Source organism: Cyanobium sp. Tous-M-B4 (genome assembly GCF_024345395.1).
GTDB lineage: Bacteria > Cyanobacteriota > Cyanobacteriia > PCC-6307 > Cyanobiaceae > Cyanobium_A.
In genome coordinates this window covers 149,242-171,570 of sequence record NZ_JAGQBA010000005.1, presented here as the reverse complement: position 1 = coordinate 171,570, position 22,329 = coordinate 149,242, and the positions used below count along the sequence as shown (strand labels likewise).

The following is a 22,329-nucleotide window of genomic DNA, read 5'->3' as shown; positions in this document are numbered from 1 at the left end:
AAAGCCCTAATAGCTTTTGAGAAATTAGGGCTAAGTATTAGCCTGGATAGACTTACTTGACAAATGTATCTAGCTTTAGCCCAAGTATCTTGCCGGCTTTCCTAATGCCATTGTAATCAGAATCCGTAACTGCAGCAAATCCATCAGCTTTATATGCTTTGAGTATAGATTCATCTTTAAGTCCCAAAAAGGCGGCAACGATTTTCTGCTTTAGCTTCGGATTAAGGTTGGACCGCATAGTCCAAGGATATTGTGGAATCGGTGCGGTCTTTCCGAGAAGTGTGATCTTAGTGGTATCAATCCTTCCTTTTTTCACCAATGACTCATAGATAGGACATGAAAGCCCCCCGCCTTGGGCATTTCCAGTCTGAACTGAGAGAGCTACCGCATCGTGTGCACCAACAAATACAAGCTTATAATCGCGCTTAGCAATTAATCCGGAATCAGCAAGCGTTAACTGCGGGAAAAGGCGGCTAGAAGTTGATGCAGGATCTCCAAATGCAACAGTTTTGCCTCTGAGATCTTTATATGATTTTATACCTGCTTTGGTGTTTCCTATGAGGCAGGACTTGTATGTAGTTGAACCATCTCTAAGTCTAGCGGCAAACGGAGTAATCTTGCTCTTGTCCTTCGCAATAACATAGGATAGCGGCCCAAAGTATGCAAGATCAATTCGTTCATTTCTAGCAGCTTCTATCATTGAAGAATAATCGGTGGATATGATTAATTCGATTTTCTTGTTAAGCTTTTTGCTCAGATACTCTTGTAATCCCTTATTGTCTTTGATTATAGTTGCTGCATTCTCGTCTGGCAGTAGAGCAACTTTTAAAGTATCTGGATCTGATTTGCTTGATGCATTGGATGAATTAGTCGGTATTATCAAGGCAATTACCGTAAGAGTAACGGCTTGCAGGATTAACTTAATCTTCATGATTTGTTGGGTCCGCTTGGATTAGTTGGCCAGGGTGGCCAAAAGTTGTGTAGTAGTTGGGATTTGTTTTGACTCTGTTTCATATATCCGTTTCAGGTCTGATTCCGTCAGATCGTTTGGCTTGCCATCAAAAATAATTGATCCGCTATTTAGCCCTATCAAGCGATCTGCATATTTACATGCAAAATCAATTTGGTGGAGACTTAAAATAGTAGTTATTTGGAGGTCAATTGAAATATCTTTTAGTAACTTGAGTATTCCGTCTGAAGTGACAGGGTCAAGGCTTGCGATCGGTTCGTCTGCCAAGATGATTTTAGGGCCTTGAGTCAATGCTCTTGCAATCCCAACTCTTTGTTTTTGGCCTCCACTCAGGTCGCTAGATTTCGTCAATGCTTTTTCTAGTAATCCAACCCGTTCGAGGTTTTCTAGTGCTAATAGCCGGTCTCTATTTGGAAATGGAAGAAGTGTACTTAAACCATGATGGTAGGGAAGTCTCCCTAATACCGTATTTTCAAGTGCTGTTTTTCTCTCTAGAAGCTGGTGGCTCTGGAAAACCATTGCTGTTGATTTGCGATGCCTTCTTGTTTTTGTTACCCCCTCGACCTTGCCAAGCCCCGGAACGAATATTTCGCCAGTTGTTAATTTCTGAAGCAAATTTAGTGTTCGCAAAAGAGTTGATTTACCAGCGCCAGATGCCCCGAGTAAAACGGTAAATTCTCCAGTCTTGAAGCTGATATCACAGTTATGCACAGCATATTTATTACTAAACTTTACCGATACATTATTTAACTCGATAGCATTCATTGAAAAAAATTATTTCTCCATAAACCTTAATCCCGTGTTTTGAGAGTGTGTAACGACTGGGTTAAGGTTCCCTTATTGGTTGATTATTTCTTGGATGTTTCCAGGGCTACAAAATTTTGTCTCCTGGGCGACATCTGCGTGGTAATTAGTAATTAATTTAGGCTATTTTGATTTATGTACACTTTTTTAATCTTAGGTGTTTAAGCGACAGAAGGGCTCCTGTCGAATATTTCACGGATGAGTTTCTTGTGATTACTGCTTCCGCCTGGGATCAGCGCTACCGCGACGGCAATGATCGCTGGGAGCTGGGCAAGCCTGCGCCACCGCTTAATGTCTTTTTGCGCACCGACAGCCGAGCGCCTGAGCCACCGGGTCGGGTGTTGGTACCCGGCTGCGGCCGGGGCCATGAGGCGGCCTTGCTCGCCGATCTCGGCTACGAGGTGATCGGGTTGGACTTCAGCGGTGAGGCCATTGAGCGCGCCCAGGCGGTGCATGGTTCTGATCGCACCCAGCTGCGCTGGCTGCAGGCCGATCTCTTCGATGGGGCGGCGCTGGCGGCAGCCGGCATCACAACCGGCAGCCTGCAGGGCGTGCTGGAGCACACCTGCTTCTGCGCGATTGATCCCGCTCAGCGCGAGACCTATCTCGACGCCGTGGCGCGGTTACTAGCTCCCGAGGGCTGGTTGCTGGGGCTCTTCTGGTGCCACCCGCGGCCGGATGGCCCTCCGTGGGGCAGCGACCCGGCATTGCTGGCGGAGCAGCTGGCGGCAGCAGGATTTCGCCAGGAGCTCTGGGAGCCAGCGCAGGGTTCAGAGCAAGGCTCAGCCCTCGTGCGCGACAACGAATGGCTGGGGCTCTGGCGGCGCTGAGTATCCGGCCTCATGCACATTGATATAAGAGGAATACTGCTCATGGCGCTAAACGGGAAACCTACGGGTCAGGAGAGCAAGGATTGTGCGTAGACGGCAATGGTGTTGCGAGCTCTAATGCCAAACCCACTGATGATCGCTAATTTGAAGTCGTAACGAATTTGCCTTGATACCTCATGCTCACCGGTCCTGAACTACTGGCCAAGGTCAAGGAACTCGGAGATGTCTCTAAATCTGAGCTGGTGCGCGAGTGCGGCTATGTGAGCACCAAAAAAGATGGCAGCGAGCGCCTCAACTTCACTGCGTTCTACGAGGCACTGCTAACTGCCAAGGGGGTGAACCTTGGAACAGATAGCGCCGGCCGGAGCACTGGCAAGGGTGGCCGCAAGCTGAGCTACACCACCAAGATCCAGTTCAACGGCAATCTCATGGTGGGCAAGGCCTACACCGCCATGCTCGACCTCAAGCCAGGCGATGAGTTTGAGATCAAGCTGGGCAAAAAGCAGATCAAGCTGATTCCCCTAGGCAGCGCAGAAGAGGAGTGAGCTGCTCCTCGGTTGAGCTGCTTGCGGCTCTTCAAGAGAAGCCACCGATCACCAACACAACCAGCTGGCGGAGTTGCTGCAGCTCGGTGGTAGTCACGCAGCAAGCAGTGGCATCTGTGATGCGAGTCTTCGCCACACAGGTCAGGTTCTGTGGCAGCAGATAGCTCACCTTCCTGCAGCCGTTGGTGTTGTTGGGTTGGAGCACGACAGTCAGATCGGCCATCGCCAGCGAGGGGTCGCCAGTCATCGGCACCACCAGCACTGTTGGATAGGCAGGGTCAAACAGCTCGCAGTCCTGCACGACGACAGCTGGCCGCAGCTTGTTGGGCTCGGGAGGCTGAGGGTCCAGCCCAGGGTCATTTGGATCTTTGCGCCAATCAACGGTGATGATCTGCCCAGCCCGCAAGTCCACGCCTGTCTTCAGCGGTTGAGGGGTTCAGGCGTGCCCCAGTCGGCAATGAAGTCACTGGCCTCCGCATCGGTGGCGATGTGCTCTGCCACCGCTTTGCTCTGCGAACGGATCCGTGCCCGCAGAGCATCCATAGCGCTGAGCGAGCTGCTCACCTGCACGATCCGTCGTCCCCCGCGCTGCCTGCGGCGCACGGAGAAGGGAGCCTCGGGCTGTTCAGTGGCGTAATCGGCAGGGGGCATGGCGGCAGGTGGCCTGCGCTGACAACACGGAGCCACACCTCAACGTTAAGCCCAATCCCACGTTCGAGCTCAACTGCCGGGGCGTCGCTGAGCCAAAGCCAGCATCTCCAGCGCCTGGCCCTGCTGCTCCTGGCGCAGCGCTTCCGGTGCCTCGATGCGTAGGGCACTGCCGTGGGAGAAGAGCCAGCGGCGCAGGGCGACGCCGCGGGCCAGGATCCAGGGCGGCAGGTCGATCTCCACCGGATGAGGATGGCTGTCGCCGCTGGGGTTGGGCGTCAGCACCTGGGCCAGCTCCGGATGCACCGAGTCGGCTGTGGTGCCCTGGGCCGCAGCCGTGGGCTTTGCTTGCTTAGCCGGCCGTTCCAGCCGGATCTGGTCGAGGGAGAAGGGAAGCTGTCCCTGGCGAATGGCGGCGTAGGCCTCGCTCTTGCAGGACAGGCGCAGGGTCTGCAGCTGGCGGCGGCGCTGCTCGCTGCTGGGCTGGCAGAGACCCTCTTGGGCTGTGAGGTCATCACCCAGCTCGATGCCGCCGCAGTGATGAAGCAGCCGCTGCAGCCTGGCGAGCGCGGTGCTGTGGTCGGATTCGTTGCGGCGACCCCGCGGTTCGGCCTGCAGGAACACCAGCTGCTCCAGTCGTTCGCTCTGCAGCAACCCATGGGGCCGGCCGATGGCGTCGTCCTCCCAGGCCAGGTGCCAGAGCCCCGCTGAGAAGACCAGCTGCAGGGGCCAGGCGCGGATCTCCTCGCCGCGGTTGTCGCCGCCGCCAAAGGTGCTCTGGCGCAGCAGGCGTACGCGCCGGTGCTCCAAGATCGCTGTCTCGATCCGCTCAGCTTCCCTTGGTTCCGCCAGGCTGCCCCGCTGCAGGGTCTCCGCACCGGGATGGGCGCCATCGAGATAGGTGCGTAACGGCGGCGCGGCCGTCACCTCGATGCCGCCCCAGGCCAGGCGTTGCTCCAGCTCATCGAGCAGATCCTGCGCAGTGGGATCACCCAGCCGCTGGGCCGCGTGTTGCACCACCCCATGGATTTCCACCAGCCGCGGCGCTGAGAGCAGGGCGGTGCCAAGGCAGTAGCCATGGCGGGGGTTGTCGTGGTGCAGCCGAAAGCCGTAAGGGGTGAGGGTCTTCTCGATGTCCTTGCGCAGCGTCGCCAGCTCACCTGAGCCGTGGCCGCCGGGGATCTCAGCGAGACGCTCCAGCAGGTGCCGCTGCATCGCCAGTGCCCCCGGACCTTCCGGTGGCCGGTCAAAGGGCGTCTGCAGCAGATGGCGCAGCAGCGTCATCACCCGCACAAACACCGCTGCATCAGCCATCGGCGGCTGACCGCCATGGACGCCGCCACTGCGGGGGGCCTGCTCCTCAGAGGTGGCAGCCAGCAGGGGCAGGGGCTGAATCCCCGTTGTCACGGGGGTGGCGGAGAAGAAGCCCTGGCCCTCCAGCCAGGCCAGATCGCGGCGTACAGCCTCGGCATCGCCGTAGCAGACGCCATGGAGCGTGCGCAGCAGGGCGGCCGCCCGCTGGGGCAGCTCACCGCTGGGCAGCGGTGAAACGAGCGTTTCTAGGGCCTCGCGGCTGCCCTGATCGGTTGTCGCCAGATCGGGGTGCGCCGCGAGCAGCTGCAGCAGGTAGAGCAGCCGCTCTAGATCAAGCAGGCGCGAGTGGCCGTGGAGCAGCAACTGGTGCTGGCGATTGCAGGCCGCGCTGATGCGGCGGGTGAGACGGGAGAGTTCGCTACGTAAATAAGTAGTGAGGTCGCGCTGCTGGGTGGGCTGCACCGCCACCACCGAGGCAAAGCCTTCCGCCCGCCCCGGACCAAAGGCCTCATCCGCCAAGGCAGCGGCCATGCGGCGAATCACCGGGACGGGAACGGGGCGCTCCCGTTTCTCGTTCCAGCGCAGGCAGGTGCTCACCGGTGTGAAGTGCCACCAGCCGATCCACTCCACTGGCCTGGGTAAGGCCAGCTGCTGGGTGATCGCCAGCCGCCAGGGCCGCTGGGCATGGGTGGCATCCACGATCACCGGCATACCGGCTGCCACCGCACCGATCAACCGCTCATGCAGCCGCTGCTGGATCGACGGCCAGGGCCCCTGAACGGCCGAATCGCCGAACACCTCAGCGCGGATCGCATCGGTCGCGAGCACCACCGCCGGCTGCCCCTCAGGCCCTGCAAGCAAAGGGGCGAGAGCCGTAGCAGTGGTGCTCTTGCCACTGGCGGGCGGGCCGATTAGTAGGTGACAGCGCAGGGGCTCCATTGCTGCAGGTTGCTGGCCCTTACGGCCCGCGGCAATAGCCGCCAACCAACTGGAGCGGCCGGCTCAGTGCTGGCAGGGGGTTTCAGCCGGCTGGGTTCTTCGCGGGAGGGAGGGTGGACGGGAGCTGGAAAAGGGCAAGGCTGATTGCCCCGTTCTGCTGCCGCGCTGCCGTGTCAATCCAGCGTTCTGCTGCCGTTGTGCCGCCTGCGCGGCGGCGGCGCAAGTCCTACAGGCCACCCGAGATGCTGCTCAACCTGCACGTGCTGGATCTGATGGAAGTCAGCGGCAGTCAGATGCGCGCCGCCCGCTCCCTATCGATGCACCAGACCACGGTGAGCCGCAGCTACTGGGAGCTGGCTGAGCAGTTCCGCCTCCAACCTGCGCGTGGTCCCCGCAAGGTGTGCCGCTGGGGAGGGAGCAGCAGCCTGCGCTTCCTGCGTCTGGCCAGCAGGGCCCATCGCCTAGAAGACGGCCGGTTGCGGCTGGGCACCGATGCGCTGCACCAGTCGCTGCTTGCTGGGCTGCCCGGGGTGTTGCAGGTGCCGCCCTGCTTCCATCCCGCCGGCGACTGGGCAACGCTGGTGGCCCAGGGCGTGATCGATGGAGCGCTGGTCTCCTCCCTTTGCCATAACCAGGAGCTGGCAAGCGGGGAGCTGCCGCACTGGCCTGGAGTGCAGGTGCTGCCGCTGGGAACCTTGCCGCTGCAGCTAGTGGCCCATCAGCGCTGGGCTGACGTGTGGAAGGAGCAGGTGTTGCTGCCCGCTGCCCAGATCATGCCCCTGCTGCATGGGGAGCTCGAGTCCTGCATCGGCAACCTGGAGCGCGCCTCACGGGTCTGGCAGGACCCGCAGGCCTGGCTAGAGCAGCTGCAGCAGCGGCCCGTAGCGGTGCCGCTCTGCCCGGCCTTGGCCCCCAGAAGCTGGTGGCAGGAGCAGGGTCTGGTGCCGGTTGCCGATGGGCTGTTTCTGCAAGAACAGTTGTGGCTGCTGCTGCCCCAGGAGCTGCAGGCACCTGCAGCAGCCAAGGCAACGCTGCGGGTAATCCAGCGACGCGCCTTCCGGGCCGTGGCCCGGGGAGCTGGGGCCCTACTGGGGTTGGAGGGGTCGTTGGAAGAAGGGGTGGGTGCTGGCGAGGGGGCTGCGGAGTGAGGGGGTTGTATAGCCAATGGCTTCAAAAATATGCACCCAGCGCATAATTGTGGAACTGCCTCGGCCAGCGAGCAAACCCCTTGTGCTGCAGGGTTTTGCCAATCACTGGCCAGCTGCGCCATTAAGGCATCATCCTGGGGCGAGATAGCCGCACCCTGCCCCACCCGGATGGACTTCCGCCAGCTCTTCAAGCTTCGCCTGGTGGTGGCGGCCCTGGGCGAGACCCAGCGGCTGGGCTGGTGGAACAGTGGCGTATTGACGAGCACTGGGGAGTTCCTGTTCCAGCAGGGCTTTCCGCGTTCCTCGCCGTTCGCGCAGACCAGGGCTGGCTTCCGGGTGGCCCAGCTGGCCTGCGACGAGGCCTTGGGGATTCAGCCCAGCCCGGGAGGAGCGATCACCTGTCATTTATTTCGGCTGACGCCCCAGCTGGAAGACGCGTACGAGAACGAGCGCAACCGCTGGCTGGATGCACCCCAGGAGTGGGCGGACTGCTTCCAGGCGGCCTGGGCCCTGAGTACGGAGCAATGGCCCCAGGCGCTGGTCGAGCTGGCCGAGCTGGATTCGGAGGCGCTCGACTGGGCACGGAACCAGACCCCACAGACCGCCAAGGCCTTGCGGTTGGACGCTCCCTTCGAGATCAACCAGGGGCACATAGAGCGGCTGGCAGCAGCGTTCGTCTGCGGCCAGCCCGGCCAGCTGGTGGTGCCCTACCTGCAGGTGCCAGGCTGATGGCAGCGGCAACCAAGACCAGGCGCAAGCCGGCGGTAGCGGCTGCTCCCACCACCGAGAAGACGGCGGCTGCTCCGGCAAAGCCGGCGGCCCCCAAGCCGGCACGCAAAGCAAGCGAGAAAACATCTGTCAAGGCGAAGGCCGAACCCCAGCCCAAGCCAGCGGCACCAGCAGCCAAGACCACGCCCAAGCGCACGGCCAAGTCAAAAGCCAAAACAGCCGCTATCCCCCCTTACCGGAGCGATGGCCTTATTCGCGGTCCCTTAGTTAGCGACACCCTGCAGGCGCTGCAGGGCTGGGAGCTGGTGGCCAGCAAGCGCGCCAACCTCGAACAGCTGCGCCAGAGCAACAGCATCGGCGCCCCCACCCAGGCCTGGCTTAAGAAGGTCTGCAGTGCCCTCAGTTCCCGCTTCGAGCCAGCGGGGCGTGATCGGGCCCTGGTGCTGGCGGCGCGGACGGAAACCGGCCAACGCCACTGGAAATCGCTGCTTCTCTGGCACCTGGCCAACAGCGAGCAGCTCCTCGGCGACGGACTGCGCTGGAGCGCCCAGGTGCATCGCGACGGTGCTGACCTACTGCAAACAGCCCAGGTGCTCACCTGGCTGGAGAGCACGGGCGCCCAAGGTCATCCCGAGGTCGCGGAGTGGAGCGAGGCCACCCGCAAGCGCGTCGCCGGCGGCCTGCTCAAGGCGGGAGTGGATCTTGGGCTGCTGCAGGGCCGCGTTAAGCGCCGCTTCACGGCCTACTACCTGGCTGATGAGCCCCTGCTCTATGTGCTGCTGCAGGCCCTGGCCAGCAACCGCACCACCGCAGCTGCCCTGGCCGATCCGCGCTGGCTGTGGTTCCGGCTGCCGGAGGCGGAGCTGGAGCACCGCTTGCTGCTGCTGCACCAGGCGAAGGTGATCAGCTACTACCGCGCTGGATCAGTGGTGGATCTCAAGCTGCCGGCCAGCAGCGCCGAGGCCCTGGTGCAGGAGGTGTGGTCATGAGCCAGACGCTGGGAACTCGCGGCGCAGGCATGAAGGAGTGGCAGCGCTGCCTGCAGCAGCAACTTGAGCCCGTACTTACTGCCGCTGACTCCGGGGCAGGGCTGAGCACCTACACCGACATGCCCTTCGGGATTTTTCTGTATCCACCGGAGGACGAATGGGAGCTCAGAGCTGAGCTGCGCGATCTCACCATCCGGCTGGAGAACGCGGGCAAGACAGTGCAGCGGCTTTCACTGGCTGCCCTGCTGGAGCAGGCGATCAAAGCCGCCGGCCTGTCGCTGGAGGAGATCGCTGAGGCAGAAGCCTCGCTGGGGCCAGAGCTGGTGCGCGACACCCTGCGGGATGTGCTCAGCGGCAAGGCAGCTGGAGCGGTGCCCTTGGATGAGCTGGTGGCGCAGGCGGTGGATACCTCCAAGCCGACCAGCAGCCACCTCGTGTTTCTGGAGCGGGTGGGGTCGCTCTTTGACCTGCACCGCCCGTCGGCCCTGCTTGAGAACCTGCGCAACCGGGTGCTGCATCCGGTGGTGCTCTTCTACCCCGGCCAGCGGGATGGTCCAGCAGGGCTGCGCTTTATGGATGAAGCAGATGCCGACCACAACTACCGCCCCAAGCTGTTCGCCTGACCATGACTACCCAAACCATTCGCGAACTCTTCTCCGGCCGGATCGATCGCAAGATCGAGGAAGTGATCAAGGTCGATCAAGACGATGTGGCGATCGTGCGCCAGGAGATCGATGAATACATCCTCACCGAATCGATTGAGAGCAGCATGCTCAAGGTGCTGGAGGGTTATCGCCAGTCGGTGAATCAACCCAGCGAAGCGATTGCGATCTGGGTGGCGGGCTTCTTCGGGGCAGGTAAGTCGAGCTTCGCCAAATATGTGGGCCTAGCGATCAGCAACCGGGACCTGGGCGGCGTCAGTGCAGGCGACCTACTGGCGCAGCGAGCTAATAATCAGGCGATCAAGGCGTTGCTGGGGGCGATCAAGGAGCAGATCCCCACAGAAGCAATCATCTTTGATGTCTCGGCGGATCGCAACGTCAATGCCAGCGAAGATCTCACCAAGATCTTCTATCGCAAGCTGCTTGATCACCTCGGCTACTCCAGCAGCCTGGAGGTGGCCGAACTAGAAATCGAGCTGGAAGAGCAGGGCCAGCTGCAGGCCTTCCTTGCTGCCTTTGCTGAGCTCTACCCAGGAGAAGACTGGGCGATCGCCAAGACGCGCCTGCTGCAGGCGATGCCTAGGGCCAGTGCCGTGATGCAGGCCATAGAACCGCAGACCTACGCCGAGAAAGACAGCTGGCTTAAAAACGCCCGCGATCAAAACGTGCCGATCACACCTGCCAGCCTGGCGGAGCGCACCATCGAGCTACTCGCTCGCAAGCATCCCGGTAAGCAGCTGATGTTTGTGGTGGATGAGGTGGGCCAGTACGTGGCCCGCGACATCCAGAAGATGCTTGATCTACAGGCGATCGTGCAGCAGCTGGGCATTAAGGGCCGCGGCAGGGTGTGGGTGATGGTCACCTCCCAGGAGAAGCTCTCCGATGTGGTGGGTTACCTCGACGACAACCGCACCGAGCTGGCGCGTCTGCAGGATCGCTTCCCCTACAAGCCGGTGCTGGAGCCCTCCGACATCGCTGAGGTGACCAGCCGGCGGGTTCTGGGCAAGAGCGCCCAGGGAGAGGTGACCCTCACCGAGCTGTTCCAGCAGCATCAGGGCCGCCTGGCCACCCACACAAAGCTCGACACCAAGATTCGCTTGCCCGAGCTGGGCGCCAAAGGCTTCGCGGCCCTCTACCCCCTGCTGCCGTATCAGATCGAGCTGATCATTCAGGTGGTGTCGGGTCTGCGCCTCTCCGGGGGCGCCAGCAAGCAGTTCGGCGGTGCCAACCGGGCGATCATCAAGCTGGCCCAGGAGCTGCTCACCAATCCCCAAAGCGGGCTGGCTGACAAGCAGGTGGGCTCGCTTGTGACCCTGGATCGGGTGTTTGATCTGCAGAGCAACAACATCGATTCGCAGTACCGCGGCAAGATCGTCGATATCGCCAGCAAGGCCGATCATCCGCTGGCGGTGCCGGTGGCCAAGGCGATCTGCCTGCTGCAGTTCGTCGATCAGGTGCCGGCCACTGAGCGCAATGTGGCCGTGGTGCTGCACCCAGCCATCGATGCAGATTCGCTCGAATCCCAGGTGCAGGAGGCCTGCCGGCACCTAGCTGAACGCAACCTTATCCGCAAGGCGGCCGACGGCACCTACAAGATCCCCACTGCGCAAGAGGAAGACTGGGAGCAGACCCGCAACCAGCAGGCACCCTCGGTGCCAGAGCGCAATGGGCTGCTGGCTGAGGCCCTCAAGCTGATCTGGGAGCCGGTGCCAAGCGCAGCTCTAGGGAGTGGCGTCAAGAGCTTCAAGGCTGCCCTCAACTTCCGCGGCAGCGAGCTGGTGAAGGGTGATGTGCCCGTGAAGGTGGAGCGGGTTGCTAGCAGCGAGGTGCAAGAAGAGCGGGTGGAGCAGCTGCGCCAGACCAGCCAGCAGGAGACCAATACCTTCTTCTGGGCGATGTGCGCCAGCCAAGAGCTGGATCGAACCCTGGGCGAGTGGTTCCGCTCCCAGAAGGTGATCGATCTCAAAGGCAAGGGCGCCACCGACAAAGGGCAGGTGCAGCTGGTCAGCGAGGAGCGCCGCAAGCTGGCTGGCTTCCAGAAGGAGGCCTGCCGCCTGCTGGAGCAAACCCTGATCCACGGCAAGATCCTGCTCAATGGCGGCATCTGTGAGCTTCCAGCCAATCCCGCCAGCGCCGTTGATGCGATGCGCGAGGCGCTCAAGGAGGGGCTGGCCAAGATCTACGCCCGCTTTGGTGAAGCGGAGGTGAGCCCCAGCAGCGAGGAGCTCACCAAGCTGCTCAGCGCCGACAACCTCAAGGGCCTCACCGGCTCAATCGAAAAGCTGCGGCTTTGCAAGGAGGAAGGCGGCCAGTGGGTGATCGACACCAACCGCCCAGCGCTGCAGGCGGTGCTCAACCGCAGCCAGGTGAAGAGTGCCGGCTGGAGCGGCAAAGAGCTGGCCGATCACTTTGGTGCTGCTCCTTACGGCTGGACTCTCGATGCGGTGAGGTTTCTGGTGGCGGCCCTGCAGGTGGCAGGCAAGTTCAAGGCCACCCACAACGCCCAGAGCTTTGTGGGCACCGCCAACCCCCAGGTGCGGCCCCTATTCACCAACAACAGCACCTTCCGCGCCACGCTTTTTGTCGCCCACGCCGGCAAGCTGAAGCCAGAAGACGTGCTGCAAGCAAGCCAGCTGTTCCAGAAGTTTGCGGGCAAAACCGTCGCTGGCGTGCAGCCAGGCCCCCTAGCCCGTGAGATCCGCGTAGTGGCGGTGGGCGTCAATGCCGAACTCAACAGCGCCAGCCGGGCGCTGGCACCGCTGCAGCTGCCAGGAATTGAGGTGCTGGAGCAGGCCAGTGAGCAGGTGTCCACCTGGCAGGACAACAACGATGAGGAGGTGGTGCTGGCGTTCAAGAGCAGCGCAGAAGCCGTCAAGGAGGCCTGGCAGAAGGCCAAGGGAATCCAGGAGACGCTCGCTAGCCGCAGCGCTGATTTGCAGCGTGCTCGAAAAGCCCTGAGCGCTGAGATCTGGGGCCAGCTGCTGCAGGAGGCTGATCTGCCGGCGGAACTGCACGCGGAACAGGCGGCGCTGGACGATCGGCTGCAGGCACCAAGCTTTTACGAGAAGCTGCCTGAGATCGACCAGCTCACCAGGAAGTTGGAGGAGGCCTACGCGCAGCGGCGCCAGGCAGCCCAGCAGGCCCTTGCTGCTCAGGTGCAGCAGCGCGTGCAGCAGTTGGAGCAGACCCCTGGCTTTACGGCGCTGGAGCCAGAGCGGCAGCAGCAGCTGAAGGCACCGCTGCAGCAGAAGGCCAGCGACGCCGAGGCCCTGGATCTGGTGCGGCTACGCGATCAGCCGGCGATGCTCGAAGGCTTGCTGCGCCAGCAGGAGCAGATCGCCCAGAAGTGGGCCTTCCCCGAGCAGGAGGTGAGCACGGTGAGTGTGCGCGAGCTGTGTCGCGAACCCTTCGATGCGGCGGGCCTCGACGACGTGCTCAACCGCATCCGCCAGCGCTGCGAAGCAGAGCTAGGCAACGACCGCAAGGTCTTACTGCAATGAGGAGGGCCTAAACCATGGAAAAGGAGCAACGCAGCAAGCTGCAGAAGGCCACCCAGGACGCCCGCCGCCTGCTGGAAGAGGAGTTCAGCAGGCAGCTTCTGGAGACCTACGACATCAATGTGGCCGCCGGCCGCTGGAGCGAGGAGCCTGGCGCCCACCTGCAGGCCGAGCAGCGGTTACTCCGCGAGAAGCTCCTGGCCTGGATCGAGCACAGGTCTGCGCAGATCAACGATGAGAAGGAGGCCCTGCTGCTGGCCCTGCGGGAGATGGCCTTCACGGCGTTAAACCGCTTTGTGGCCTTGAAACTCATGGAGGCCCGCGAGCTGGTGCGGCGCTGCGTCAGCGGTGGGTTAGAGAGCGAGGGTTTCCAGGAGTTCACCGCTGTTGCCCAAGGGCTGCTGGTGGAGCAAGAGAGCAGCTACCGGCTGTACCTGGAGACGATCTTTGAAGACGTAAGCCGCGAGCTGCGGGCCCTATTTGATCCCCGCGATCCAGCCAGCCTGCTGTGGCCAAAGCGCACAGCGCTCTTGGAGCTGCTGGACATCCTCAATAGGCCAGAGCTGGCTGAGCTCTGGAGAGAAGACGAAACCCTGGGCTGGATCTATCAGTACTTCAACGGCGATGCCGAGCGCAAAAAGATGCGCGAGGAGTCTTCTGCGCCCCGCAACAGCCGGGAGCTGGCGGTGCGCAACCAGTTCTTTACACCGCGCTATGTGGTGGAGTTCCTCACCGATAACACCCTGGGGCGCATCTGGTATGAGATGCGGCAGGGCGATACCGGCCTAAAAGAGCGCTGCCGCTACCAGGTGCGGCGGCCTAATGAGATCTGGCTGCAGTCTGGGGAAGAGCCGCCAGCGGAGGTCGTTGCTGATGAAGCCATCAGCCAGGAGGAGCTGCTGCGCCAGCCGGTGCACATTCCCTACCGCCCGCTAAAGGATCCGCGTGAGATCCGCATGCTGGATCCAGCTTGCGGCTCGATGCACTTTGGGCTTTATGCCTTTGACCTGTATCTAGCGATCTACGAGGAGGCCTGGGAGATCGCCCATGGTTCAGATGAGCAGGCCAAGCAAGGAGAAGCCTTTGCACCCTTTGTTACTTATACAGCTGGCTTTGCCCGCAAGGCAGCCTTCTTGCGTGAGGTGCCCAGGCTGATCCTGCTGCACAACATCCACGGCGTAGACATTGATCCTCGGGCTACCCAAATCGCCAGGCTGACCCTCTGGCTAAGAGCACAGCGAGCCTGGCAGGAGCAGGGGGTAGAGGTTGCAGCTCGCCCAGCAATCACTCGCTCCAATGTGGTGTGCGCTGAACCGATGCCAGGTGAGCGGGAACTACTGGCTGATTTTGTTGATCAGCAGTTCCCTGAAGCAGAAAGGGGTCTTGTTCAGCAGTTGTTGGAGACGATCTTTGACAAGATGCAGCTGGCAGGAGAGGCCGGATCACTGCTCAAGATTGAGGAGGAAGTTCGCGATGCGATTGAGCAGGGGCAAAGAGACTGGCAGAAGCTTGCAATTCGGCAGCGGGATCTGTTCAGCGCAACTGAATTTGCAGAACTGGGAGGGGTGGGTTCTTCCCTGAATGCTGATCTTCAGAACCTCACCAGGGATTTCTGGGTTGGTATTGAGGAACGCATCTACACCGCTCTGCGCCACTACGCGGAGCAGGCTGAATACCGAAGAGGTTATCAGCGTCGGCTCTTTGCGGAGGATGCGGCGCAGGGTTTTGCCTTTATTGATATCTGTCGTAAGCGCTACGACGTGACATTAATGAATCCGCCTTTCGGCGAGCCCATCAAGAGCGTGCTTGACTACATGAGTACGGCACATAGTGGCGGCAAGAATGATATCTATGCAGCGATGATCATACGATTGATGAATCTTTCACTGTCAACTACAGGGCTGCTTGGCGCAATCACGTCGCGCGCCTTCTCTGTTGGGCGTGATCTGCTTGACTTCCGGAAGGAAATAGTCGGCGGGACCGGCAAGCGCATTTCTATACTCGCAGATCTAGGCGCAGGGGTTCTTGACGGAGCGCTTGTTGAAACAGCCGCTTACATCATTTCCAGCAATGAGCAAGGAGAGCTTCTGCACAAGAGCGTCAGGTCTCAAGAGGTTCATAAGCGTGCTGATGCTATAAGTTCAGGCGAATGGAAGGTAGCGCTGTTATCAACGATTTGCTCTCTGCCGGGGCTACAGTTGCTTCTGGAACTGGAATCTGAAGCGATCAGCCGCCTGCAGTCCGGTGACAATTTTTCCGCAGGGTTCGCCAGCACGACCCAAGGCTTAGCAACAGAAGACGACAGTAGATTCGTTCGATTAAAATGGGAAGTCTCAGCGGGCGAGATTGGATATACTTGGCACATCTTTTCCAAGGGCGGTGATTACTCTTGGTACTCAGGAGACTTGCACCTTGTAGTTAAGCGACATTTAGCTGGGGCCGAGATCGCGGCATTTGCCGAGACCAATAGCGGGAATATCGCAAGAACGAGGCAATCCTCAAAATATTATGGCACCCCAGGTGCTGCGTTTTCCAAGAGAAGCCAAAAAGGTTTTAGCTGTAGGAGATTGCGGGCAGGGGCGTGCTTCTCGAATAAGAATGGCATCATCTTTCCCTCGGGCGAGGATGCATTTAAATGGACCAGTGCCCTGCCTTTGCTGCTCTCTTCGTCAGAGTACTTGTCCGCAATTGAGGCCCTGTCAAAGTTTGGAAACTATGAAACAGGTTCAATTGGCTTGCTTCCTAGGCCCGCGAATGACTTGCTTGTGCTCAGCGAGTTGGCAACAGATGTATACCTTGAAATGGACATGCTTGAGCAGGCTATTGAGCCATCTTCGTTATTTGTATCGCCGCTTCATGCCGTCGCCTCTCGGGCAGAAGCATGCAGATCCACTCTTGATTTAGTTCGGTCCTCGCTTCAGAAAGTTGGCTTACGCCTTGCGTCAGTAGTCGAGGAGAATATATTAAATGCGGCAGACAGCCATGATGTGAAAAGTTTCAGAGTAAAGCTTCGCTCCGATTTCGTTGATGTAGCAGACTTAGTTTCGTACGCAGTTGGAGCATGTGTGGGGCAATGGGATATCAATTTCGCAATTGGCAAGCGGCTTGCACCAGCTTTGTTGAATCCATTTGCACCATTGCCAATCTGTCCACCCGGCCAGTTGCAGAATGACCATGGTTTGCCAGCCCTCCAGGAAGATGTGGCCCCCGCGTATCCCGTCCTAATTCCGTGGAACGGCATCCTCGTGGATGACCCAAATCATCCGCTAGACCTCGACCGCCGCATCCGCGAGGTCATTGCAATTATCTGGGGTGGCCAGGAGGGCAGCTTTACATCCGAGTCCGTTGAACACGAAGTTTGCGAAATCCTCGGCGTAAAGACGCTTCGTGATTATTTTCGTAAGTCTGCTGGCTTCTTCGCCGATCACCTCAAACGCTACTCCAAGAGCCGACGTCAGGCCCCCATCTACTGGCAGGTCTCCGCTGGCAACGGCAGCTATTCAGTCTGGCTTTACTACCATCGCTTCACGCAAGACACGCTATATCGAGTGCTGCGTGATTTCGTCGAGCCACGTATTCAGGAGGCCGAGCGAGAACAGTTTGAACTTGAATCCCAAGGAGCCATCTCGAGTGATTCGGCCAGCCGCCTTCGGGAGGTACAGATCCTGCTTCAGGATTTAATCATATTTAAGAGTGAGCTTGGTCTAGTGGCTTCCCTCTGGAGCCCAAATCTCAACGATGGCGTGATTATCAATCACGCCATACTTTGGCGCGTCACGCCCTACGCCCCCTGGCAGAATAAATGTAAGGAATGCTGGGACAAGCTGGTTAAAGGCGATTACGACTGGGCCCATCTCGCCTTCCATCTCTGGCCCGAGCGGGTGATCAGAAAGTGCATCACCGATCGCAGCTTGGCTATCGCCCACGGGCTAGTAGAGCGCCTCTGGCAGGAGACCAGTAAGGGCAACTGGTTGCAGCGTCAGCTGCCGGAAGCTGAGCTAGAGGCCCTGCTCGCCGAGTACAGCAAGCCTGCGGTGCAGAACGCGCTTGAACGCTTCCTGGCAGCTTCTCCACCTGTAGCCGCCGCTCGCACCCGCACCCCACGGGTAGCGAAGTCATCCTCCACTGGCACAACCCGCCGGCCCCGCGGATCTGCCCCCGAGGTAGATGCGGAAACCTCCCGCCAGACCCTGCTGGTTCTCACCGCCGCTCCAGCGGACGGTCTCGGCAGAAACGCCATTGCCGAGCTGCTGAATGTGGAGGCTGCCTCGCTCACAGCTGTGATCAAGCAACTCAAGGAAGGCGGTCAGATCGAGCAGCTTGGGGCTGCCCGTGGAGCCAAGTACCGGCTCAGCGAGTCAGGTCTTGCGGCTGTTGAGAGCCAAGCTGGAGAGGGCGAATGATGGCAGCGGAAGCCCCCAATAAGCTCCACCGCCGCCTCTGCCAGGAGCTGGCCAAGCAGCTCAGCGAGCACAGGGTTTTGCTGGTCTTTGATCCGGGCCAGCAGCTGCGGCCCTTTCTCGACGATGTCGCTACGGCCTCGCCCAGCGCCAGGGAGCTTGGCAGCCTCAGCTTCGGGGAGCAGCAGGCCGGCTGGGCGCTGGCTGGCAGCAGCCTCTATGAACTGCGAAGCCAGCTTGAACCGCACGTCGCAGCAGATCTGCCCGATCCGCTGCTCGTCTACCTACCGGATCGCCAGGAGAGCGAAGGCCGCGCTGTGCTGCTTGAGCTGCTCCGCGCTGGCTCCACCTTCGAGATCAAGCTGGTGAGCCGTGCCCGCGGCTACCTGCGTGAGGTGCTCGAGCCTGAAAAGGTGGAGCAGCTGCTCAAGCGGCCCGATCTCACCTACCGCGACATCGCCCTGGCCTTGGAGCAAGCAGGTAGCGGCGGCTTCAGTCAGCTCAAGGCGCTGTTTCAGCAGCAGCTGGGCCGCAACAGCTCTCCCGAGAACGCCGAGCTGGCCCGCCTCTGGCTGGCAGCAGATGGGCTCGATGACGCCATCAGCGCCAAAGGGCTGGAGAACGAACTGCAGGAACTGCTCCACAGCCGCTGGGGCCTGGGCTTCCCTGTAGAGACAACCCTGGCCGACTGGCGCCAGCGGGCCCAGCGGGCCCTGCTGCTGCATGAGTTCCTGCACGACTGGCATGGCGATGAGCTCAGCGCCTTTGCCAGGCAGTCGCTGCCGGTGGGTAAGGCCGCCGAAGAAAACGCCCTCGCAGATGTGCAGGGCCTGCGCCGCAGCCACGCGCCCGCCTACATCGTCATCGCTAATCGCATCGAAGCTGAGCTTGAGCTGCGCTCGCTGATCAGCGGCGAGCGGCCCGGCGTGCTCGGCTCGATCGACACCTTCCCCTGCGAAGAACAGTTCCTGCTGCGCAGCGTCGACGTCTTCCTCACCCAGGGCGAGTACGCCAAGGCGCAGGAGCTGGTGGCCGCCCGTCACAACAGCTTCTGGCTGGTGGGTCAGCCCACCGATGCCCAGCAAGCCAGGCGCCGGCTGCAGTGGGAGCTGGCCCGCACCGCCGCCGCCCTCGGGGTGGCCCTCGAGCAGGCGCAAGCTCAGCTGCCTAAGGCCGCCGCTGCCGTTGAAGCCTGGCTTCCGTATCAGGCAGAGGCCGCCCAGCAGGTCGATGGCCTGCAGCGGCGCCTGGAGCAGCAGGTGGCTGAGCTCACCGCCAGCGAAGTGGAAATCAGAGACGCTCTAGAGCAGCTGCGGGGCCGCTACGAGGCCCTACTGGAGCAGCAGGCCCAACGTTTCACCGCTGCCTTGCAGCAGGCAGGCTGGCTTATCCCTGGTGCCTTCCCGCAGACGCGCACCTGGAGCGAGCGGGTGCAGCCCGGCGCCGGCAGGGCGGTGGTGTTCTGGGTGGATGCCCTGCGCTACGAGATGGGCGCCACCTTGCATGAGCGCTTCAGCGGCTGGAGCCGCGAGCAGCTCAGCGACCTCAAGCTGGAGATCGCCCAGGCCGCCCTGCCCTCGATCACGCCCGTTGGCATGGCAGCCCTGCTGCCCGGCGCGGAGCGCAGCTTTGCGGTGGCCGATGTCGCTGGCAGCCCCTGCTCCGTGGTCGATGGGGTGCCGGTGGGCTGGAGCAATGACAAGCCCAAGCGCCTCGCCCACCTGCAGCAGCGTGTGCCCACCGCCGTAGTGATCTCGCTGGTGGAGCTGATTCGCAGCAAGGAGGCCGTGCTGCTCGAGAAGCTGGCCGGTACTGGTCCAGTGGTGGTCACCAGCACCGGCATCGACCACGCCGGTGAGCGCGACACCGACGAGAACCTCGCCAATGTGCGCACCGACATGCAGCGCGAGCTCGACACCATCGAAGACGCCGTGCGCCGCCTGGCTGCCCTGCCGCTGGAGCAGCCGCTGGAGCGCTTCGTGATCACCGCGGATCACGGCTTCCTGCATCTACCGCTGGGCCGAGAGCCCGCCATGCGCATCGACCCGCCGGACGGAAAGCTGTTCAAGCTGGAGCGGCGCTGCTGGCTTGGCCACCCCTCCGCCGTCAATCCCTCCTGCGTGGAAATCCAGCCCGCTGCCCTTGGCTACGGACAAAACGGTCTCTCGGTGGTGCTGCCCCGTTCCTCCGGGGTGCTCAAGGCTGGTGGCAGTCTCTGCTTTCACCACGGCGGCAGCAGCATCCAGGAGCTGCTGATCCCCCTGCTCAGCTTCCGCTGCGCAGCCCCTGGCGCTGCACCTGAGGTCGCAGGCAAGGCCAAAAAGCAGAAGCCCTGGCCAGGAACGCTGGTTGAGAGGGTCACCAATCGCATCTTGATGGTGCCGATCGAGCTACCCATCGACCTGCTCAACCAGGGCAAAAACCGCCAGACCGTGCTCGCTGCCTACGACTGCAAGACAGAAGACCTGGTCGCTACGCCCATCCAGGCCATCGACGCTGAGCTCGACACAGGCACAAACCGCCTCACCCTCACCCCCGGCCAGGCCGCCACCATCGGCCTGCTCATTCCCGGCGACTGGAGCGGCAAGAAGCTCTACCTGGAGCTGCGCGACGCCGCCACGGATCTGGTGCTGCACCGCAGCCCCGATCTGCCAGTGGACCTGCTCGGCTGATGGCTCCTGTTACCTACCACCTGGGCGGCTTCCCTCCACCACAGCTCGATTGGCAGACGTGATCCACGAAACGCCCTGCCTCACAAAGCACAGCACTTCAGCAAGCACCACCTAATCCAGCCCCCATGAGCACCCCCGCCCGCGACGCCCTCGACGACAAGGTCAATCAGGTCTTTGCGGGTAAGTGCGTCCGCAAGGACCTGGTGCGGGCCGTGAAGGTCGGCGCCAACGTGCCGGTGTTCGTGCTCGAGTATCTGCTCGGCAAATACTGCGCCTCCTCCGATGCCGCCGCCATCGAGCTGGGCCTCTCCGTGGTGCGCGACACCCTGTCCAACAACTACATCAGACCCGACGAGGCCACCAAGGCCCAGAGCAAGGTCAAGCAGAAGGGCCGCTACACCTTCATCGACAAGGTGAAGGTGCGCCTGGTCGGCAACACCTATGTGGCCGAGTGCGTCAACTTCGGCAGCAACAGCCTGCGCATCGCTGATGACGACGTGCATGCCTTTGAGCGGTTGCTCACTGGCGGGGTGTGGGCGCAGGTGGAGGTGGAGTGGGAGGAGAACGACAGCAAGGCGCCCTTCTCGATCAGCCAGCTGACGCCGATCCAGCTGGCCAGCTTCAACCTCGATGAATACCGCAAGCTGCGGACGCAGTTCAGCACCGAGGAGTGGATCGACCTGCTGATCCGTTCGATGGGCTACGAGCCCTCCCAGTTCAGCCAGCGGCTCAAGCTCCTATTCCTGCTGCGGCTTATCCCGCTCTGCGAGCGCAACTACAACCTGGTGGAGCTGGGTCCTCGCGGCACCGGCAAGAGCTTTGCGGTTCAGGAGCTCTCGCCCTACGCGGCCCTGCTCACCGGCCCCACCACCGTGGCCAACCTGTTTGGCCACATGAGCGGCAAGGTCAAAGGGATGGTGTCGATCTGGGACGTGGTCGGCTTCGACGAGGTGGCTGACCTCCAGAAGATGCCCAAGGAGGTCATCACCACCATGAAGACCTACTGCGAGTCGGGGCAGTTCCAGCGTGGTGCCGAGAGCTTTGCCGGCGACGCCAGCATCGCCATGTTCGGCAACACCCAGCAGCCGATCGACGTGATGGTGCAAACGGGGCACCTGTTCGCACCGATGCCCGATGTGATTCGCGACGACCGCGCCTTCATCGACCGGCTGCACTGCTACCTGCCGGGCTGGGAAGTTCCCAACATGCGCAACGAGTTCTTCACGGACCACTACGGCTTCGTGATCGACTACCTGGCCGAGGCCCTGCGCGACCTGCGCAAGCTCAACTACACCGAGCTCTGCGACAGCCACTTCGGCTTAGGCAGTCACCTCAACACCCGTGACCGCAAGGCCGTGCGCCGCACCGTCTCCGGGCTGGTCAAGATCATCCATCCCCATGGGGAACCGTCGAAGGAAGACCTGGAAGACATCGTCAAGCTCGCCATCGAGTGCCGCAGGCGCGTCAAGGAGCAGCTCAAGAAGATGGGCTCCTTCGAGTACAGCCAGACCTCCTTCAGCTACTCAGACAACGACACGGGCGAGGAGCATTTCGTTGGCGTGCCCGAGCAGGGCGGTCAGGATCTAATCGCCGCGGAGCCGATGGCGCCGGGTTCGGTCTACACCGCGTCCGTAACTGGGGATGGCACGGTTGGCCTCTACCGCTTGGAGGTCTCCATCGCAGCAGGCAACGGCAAGCTCAAGCCGGCAGGTGGCATCAGCGGCCAGATGAAGGAATCCATCCAGCGCGCTTTCGCCTATCTACAGGCCAACAAGAGCGCCTTCTCGATTAGCCACGAGGCCGACAGCTACGACTACAACGTCGAAGCCATCGACCTCCTGGGCAACAAGGTTGAAGCTGAGGTTGGCGTGGCATTCTTTCTGGCCGCTTTTTCCGCCATCCGCCGTGCCCCCGCCAGGGCCGGCATGCTGGTCATGGGCGACATGAGCATTCAGGGCAACATCAAGGCCGCCCGCTCCCTTGTGGAGCCGCTCCAGGTCGCCATGGATAACGGCGCCCGCTGCGCCCTGATCCCGGGTGAGAACAAGCGCAGCTTCCTCGAGATCAACACCGATGAGATCGACAAGATCGATCCGATCTTCTACAACGATGTGAAGACGGCGACGTTCAAGGGGCTTGATCTCAACTGAGTGTTTTTTGTGCCGCCTGGCGACAGGAAGGG

Annotated in this window: 14 protein-coding genes and 1 pseudogene; 10 read left to right on the top strand and 5 right to left on the bottom strand. The window is 61.2% G+C overall.

What is annotated here, in order from left to right; all coding sequences use genetic code 11:
* Positions 1-52: 52 nt before the first annotated feature.
* On the bottom strand, positions 53-931 hold the full coding sequence (phnD, locus tag KBY73_RS11085; protein WP_254937155.1) for a phosphate/phosphite/phosphonate ABC transporter substrate-binding protein: 879 nt from the start codon (positions 929-931) through the stop codon (positions 53-55).
* Between the two features lie 21 nt (positions 932-952).
* The gene (gene phnC / locus KBY73_RS11080; protein ID WP_254937154.1) at positions 953-1,735 is read right to left on the bottom strand and encodes a phosphonate ABC transporter ATP-binding protein; all 783 of its coding nucleotides are present in this window, start codon (positions 1,733-1,735) and stop codon (positions 953-955) included.
* Positions 1,736-1,983: 248 nt separating this feature from the next.
* Here phnC and KBY73_RS11075 point away from each other — a divergent pair, with 248 nt between their 5' ends.
* The gene (locus tag KBY73_RS11075) at positions 1,984-2,604 is read left to right on the top strand and encodes a methyltransferase domain-containing protein (protein WP_254937153.1); all 621 of its coding nucleotides are present in this window, start codon (positions 1,984-1,986) and stop codon (positions 2,602-2,604) included.
* Positions 2,605-2,780: 176 nt separating this feature from the next.
* A complete protein-coding gene (locus KBY73_RS11070) occupies positions 2,781-3,149 on the top strand; it encodes an AbrB family transcriptional regulator (protein ID WP_254937152.1) in 369 nt (122 codons plus the stop codon).
* A gap of 31 nt (positions 3,150-3,180) precedes the next feature.
* Here the strand turns inward: KBY73_RS11070 and KBY73_RS11065 are convergent, their stop codons facing one another.
* The 3 genes from KBY73_RS11065 to KBY73_RS11055 all read right to left on the bottom strand — a co-directional run bounded on the left by KBY73_RS11065 (position 3,181) and on the right by KBY73_RS11055 (position 6,095).
* Positions 3,181-3,561, bottom strand: coding sequence for a type II toxin-antitoxin system PemK/MazF family toxin (locus tag KBY73_RS11065; protein ID WP_254937151.1), 381 nt, complete (start codon positions 3,559-3,561; stop codon positions 3,181-3,183).
* Between the two features lie 8 nt (positions 3,562-3,569).
* Positions 3,570-3,800 (bottom strand): hypothetical protein, encoded by a 231-nt coding sequence (locus tag KBY73_RS11060; protein WP_254937150.1) that lies wholly within the window; start codon positions 3,798-3,800, stop codon positions 3,570-3,572.
* Between the two features lie 69 nt (positions 3,801-3,869).
* Positions 3,870-6,095 (bottom strand): ATP-binding protein, encoded by a 2,226-nt coding sequence (locus KBY73_RS11055; protein ID WP_254937149.1) that lies wholly within the window; start codon positions 6,093-6,095, stop codon positions 3,870-3,872.
* Between the two features lie 125 nt (positions 6,096-6,220).
* On the opposite strand from KBY73_RS11055, the gene KBY73_RS11050 reads away from it, so the two are divergent.
* The 8 genes and pseudogenes from KBY73_RS11050 (at position 6,221) to brxL (ending at position 22,297) form a co-directional block, all read left to right on the top strand.
* Entirely contained in the window at positions 6,221-7,198 is a 978-nt protein-coding gene (locus KBY73_RS11050) for a hypothetical protein (RefSeq protein ID WP_254937148.1), read from the top strand.
* A gap of 168 nt (positions 7,199-7,366) precedes the next feature.
* The gene (locus KBY73_RS11045; protein WP_254937147.1) at positions 7,367-7,927 is read left to right on the top strand and encodes a BrxE family protein; all 561 of its coding nucleotides are present in this window, start codon (positions 7,367-7,369) and stop codon (positions 7,925-7,927) included.
* Positions 7,927-8,916 carry a BrxA family protein gene (locus KBY73_RS11040; RefSeq protein WP_254937146.1) on the top strand — a complete coding sequence of 330 codons (990 nt, stop codon included), beginning with the start codon at positions 7,927-7,929 and terminating at the stop codon, positions 8,914-8,916. The genes KBY73_RS11045 and KBY73_RS11040 overlap by 1 nt, the downstream gene beginning before the upstream one ends.
* Positions 8,913-9,539: a BREX protein BrxB domain-containing protein gene (locus tag KBY73_RS11035; RefSeq protein ID WP_254937145.1), complete on the top strand. Its 627-nt coding sequence runs from the start codon at positions 8,913-8,915 to the stop codon at positions 9,537-9,539. Before KBY73_RS11040 ends, KBY73_RS11035 begins: the two co-directional genes overlap by 4 nt.
* Positions 9,540-9,541: 2 nt before the next feature.
* The gene (gene brxC / locus KBY73_RS11030) at positions 9,542-13,078 is read left to right on the top strand and encodes a BREX system P-loop protein BrxC (protein WP_254937144.1); all 3,537 of its coding nucleotides are present in this window, start codon (positions 9,542-9,544) and stop codon (positions 13,076-13,078) included.
* Positions 13,079-13,092: 14 nt separating this feature from the next.
* Positions 13,093-16,833 (top strand): annotated as a pseudogene (pglX, locus tag KBY73_RS11025) (BREX-1 system adenine-specific DNA-methyltransferase PglX); the annotation flags it as partial.
* 641 nt (positions 16,834-17,474) lie between these two features.
* A complete protein-coding gene (locus KBY73_RS11020) occupies positions 17,475-20,147 on the top strand; it encodes a PglZ domain-containing protein (RefSeq protein ID WP_254937142.1) in 2,673 nt (890 codons plus the stop codon).
* 125 nt (positions 20,148-20,272) lie between these two features.
* Entirely contained in the window at positions 20,273-22,297 is a 2,025-nt protein-coding gene (gene brxL / locus KBY73_RS11015; protein ID WP_254937141.1) for a protease Lon-related BREX system protein BrxL, read from the top strand.
* Positions 22,298-22,329 lie beyond the last annotated feature (32 nt).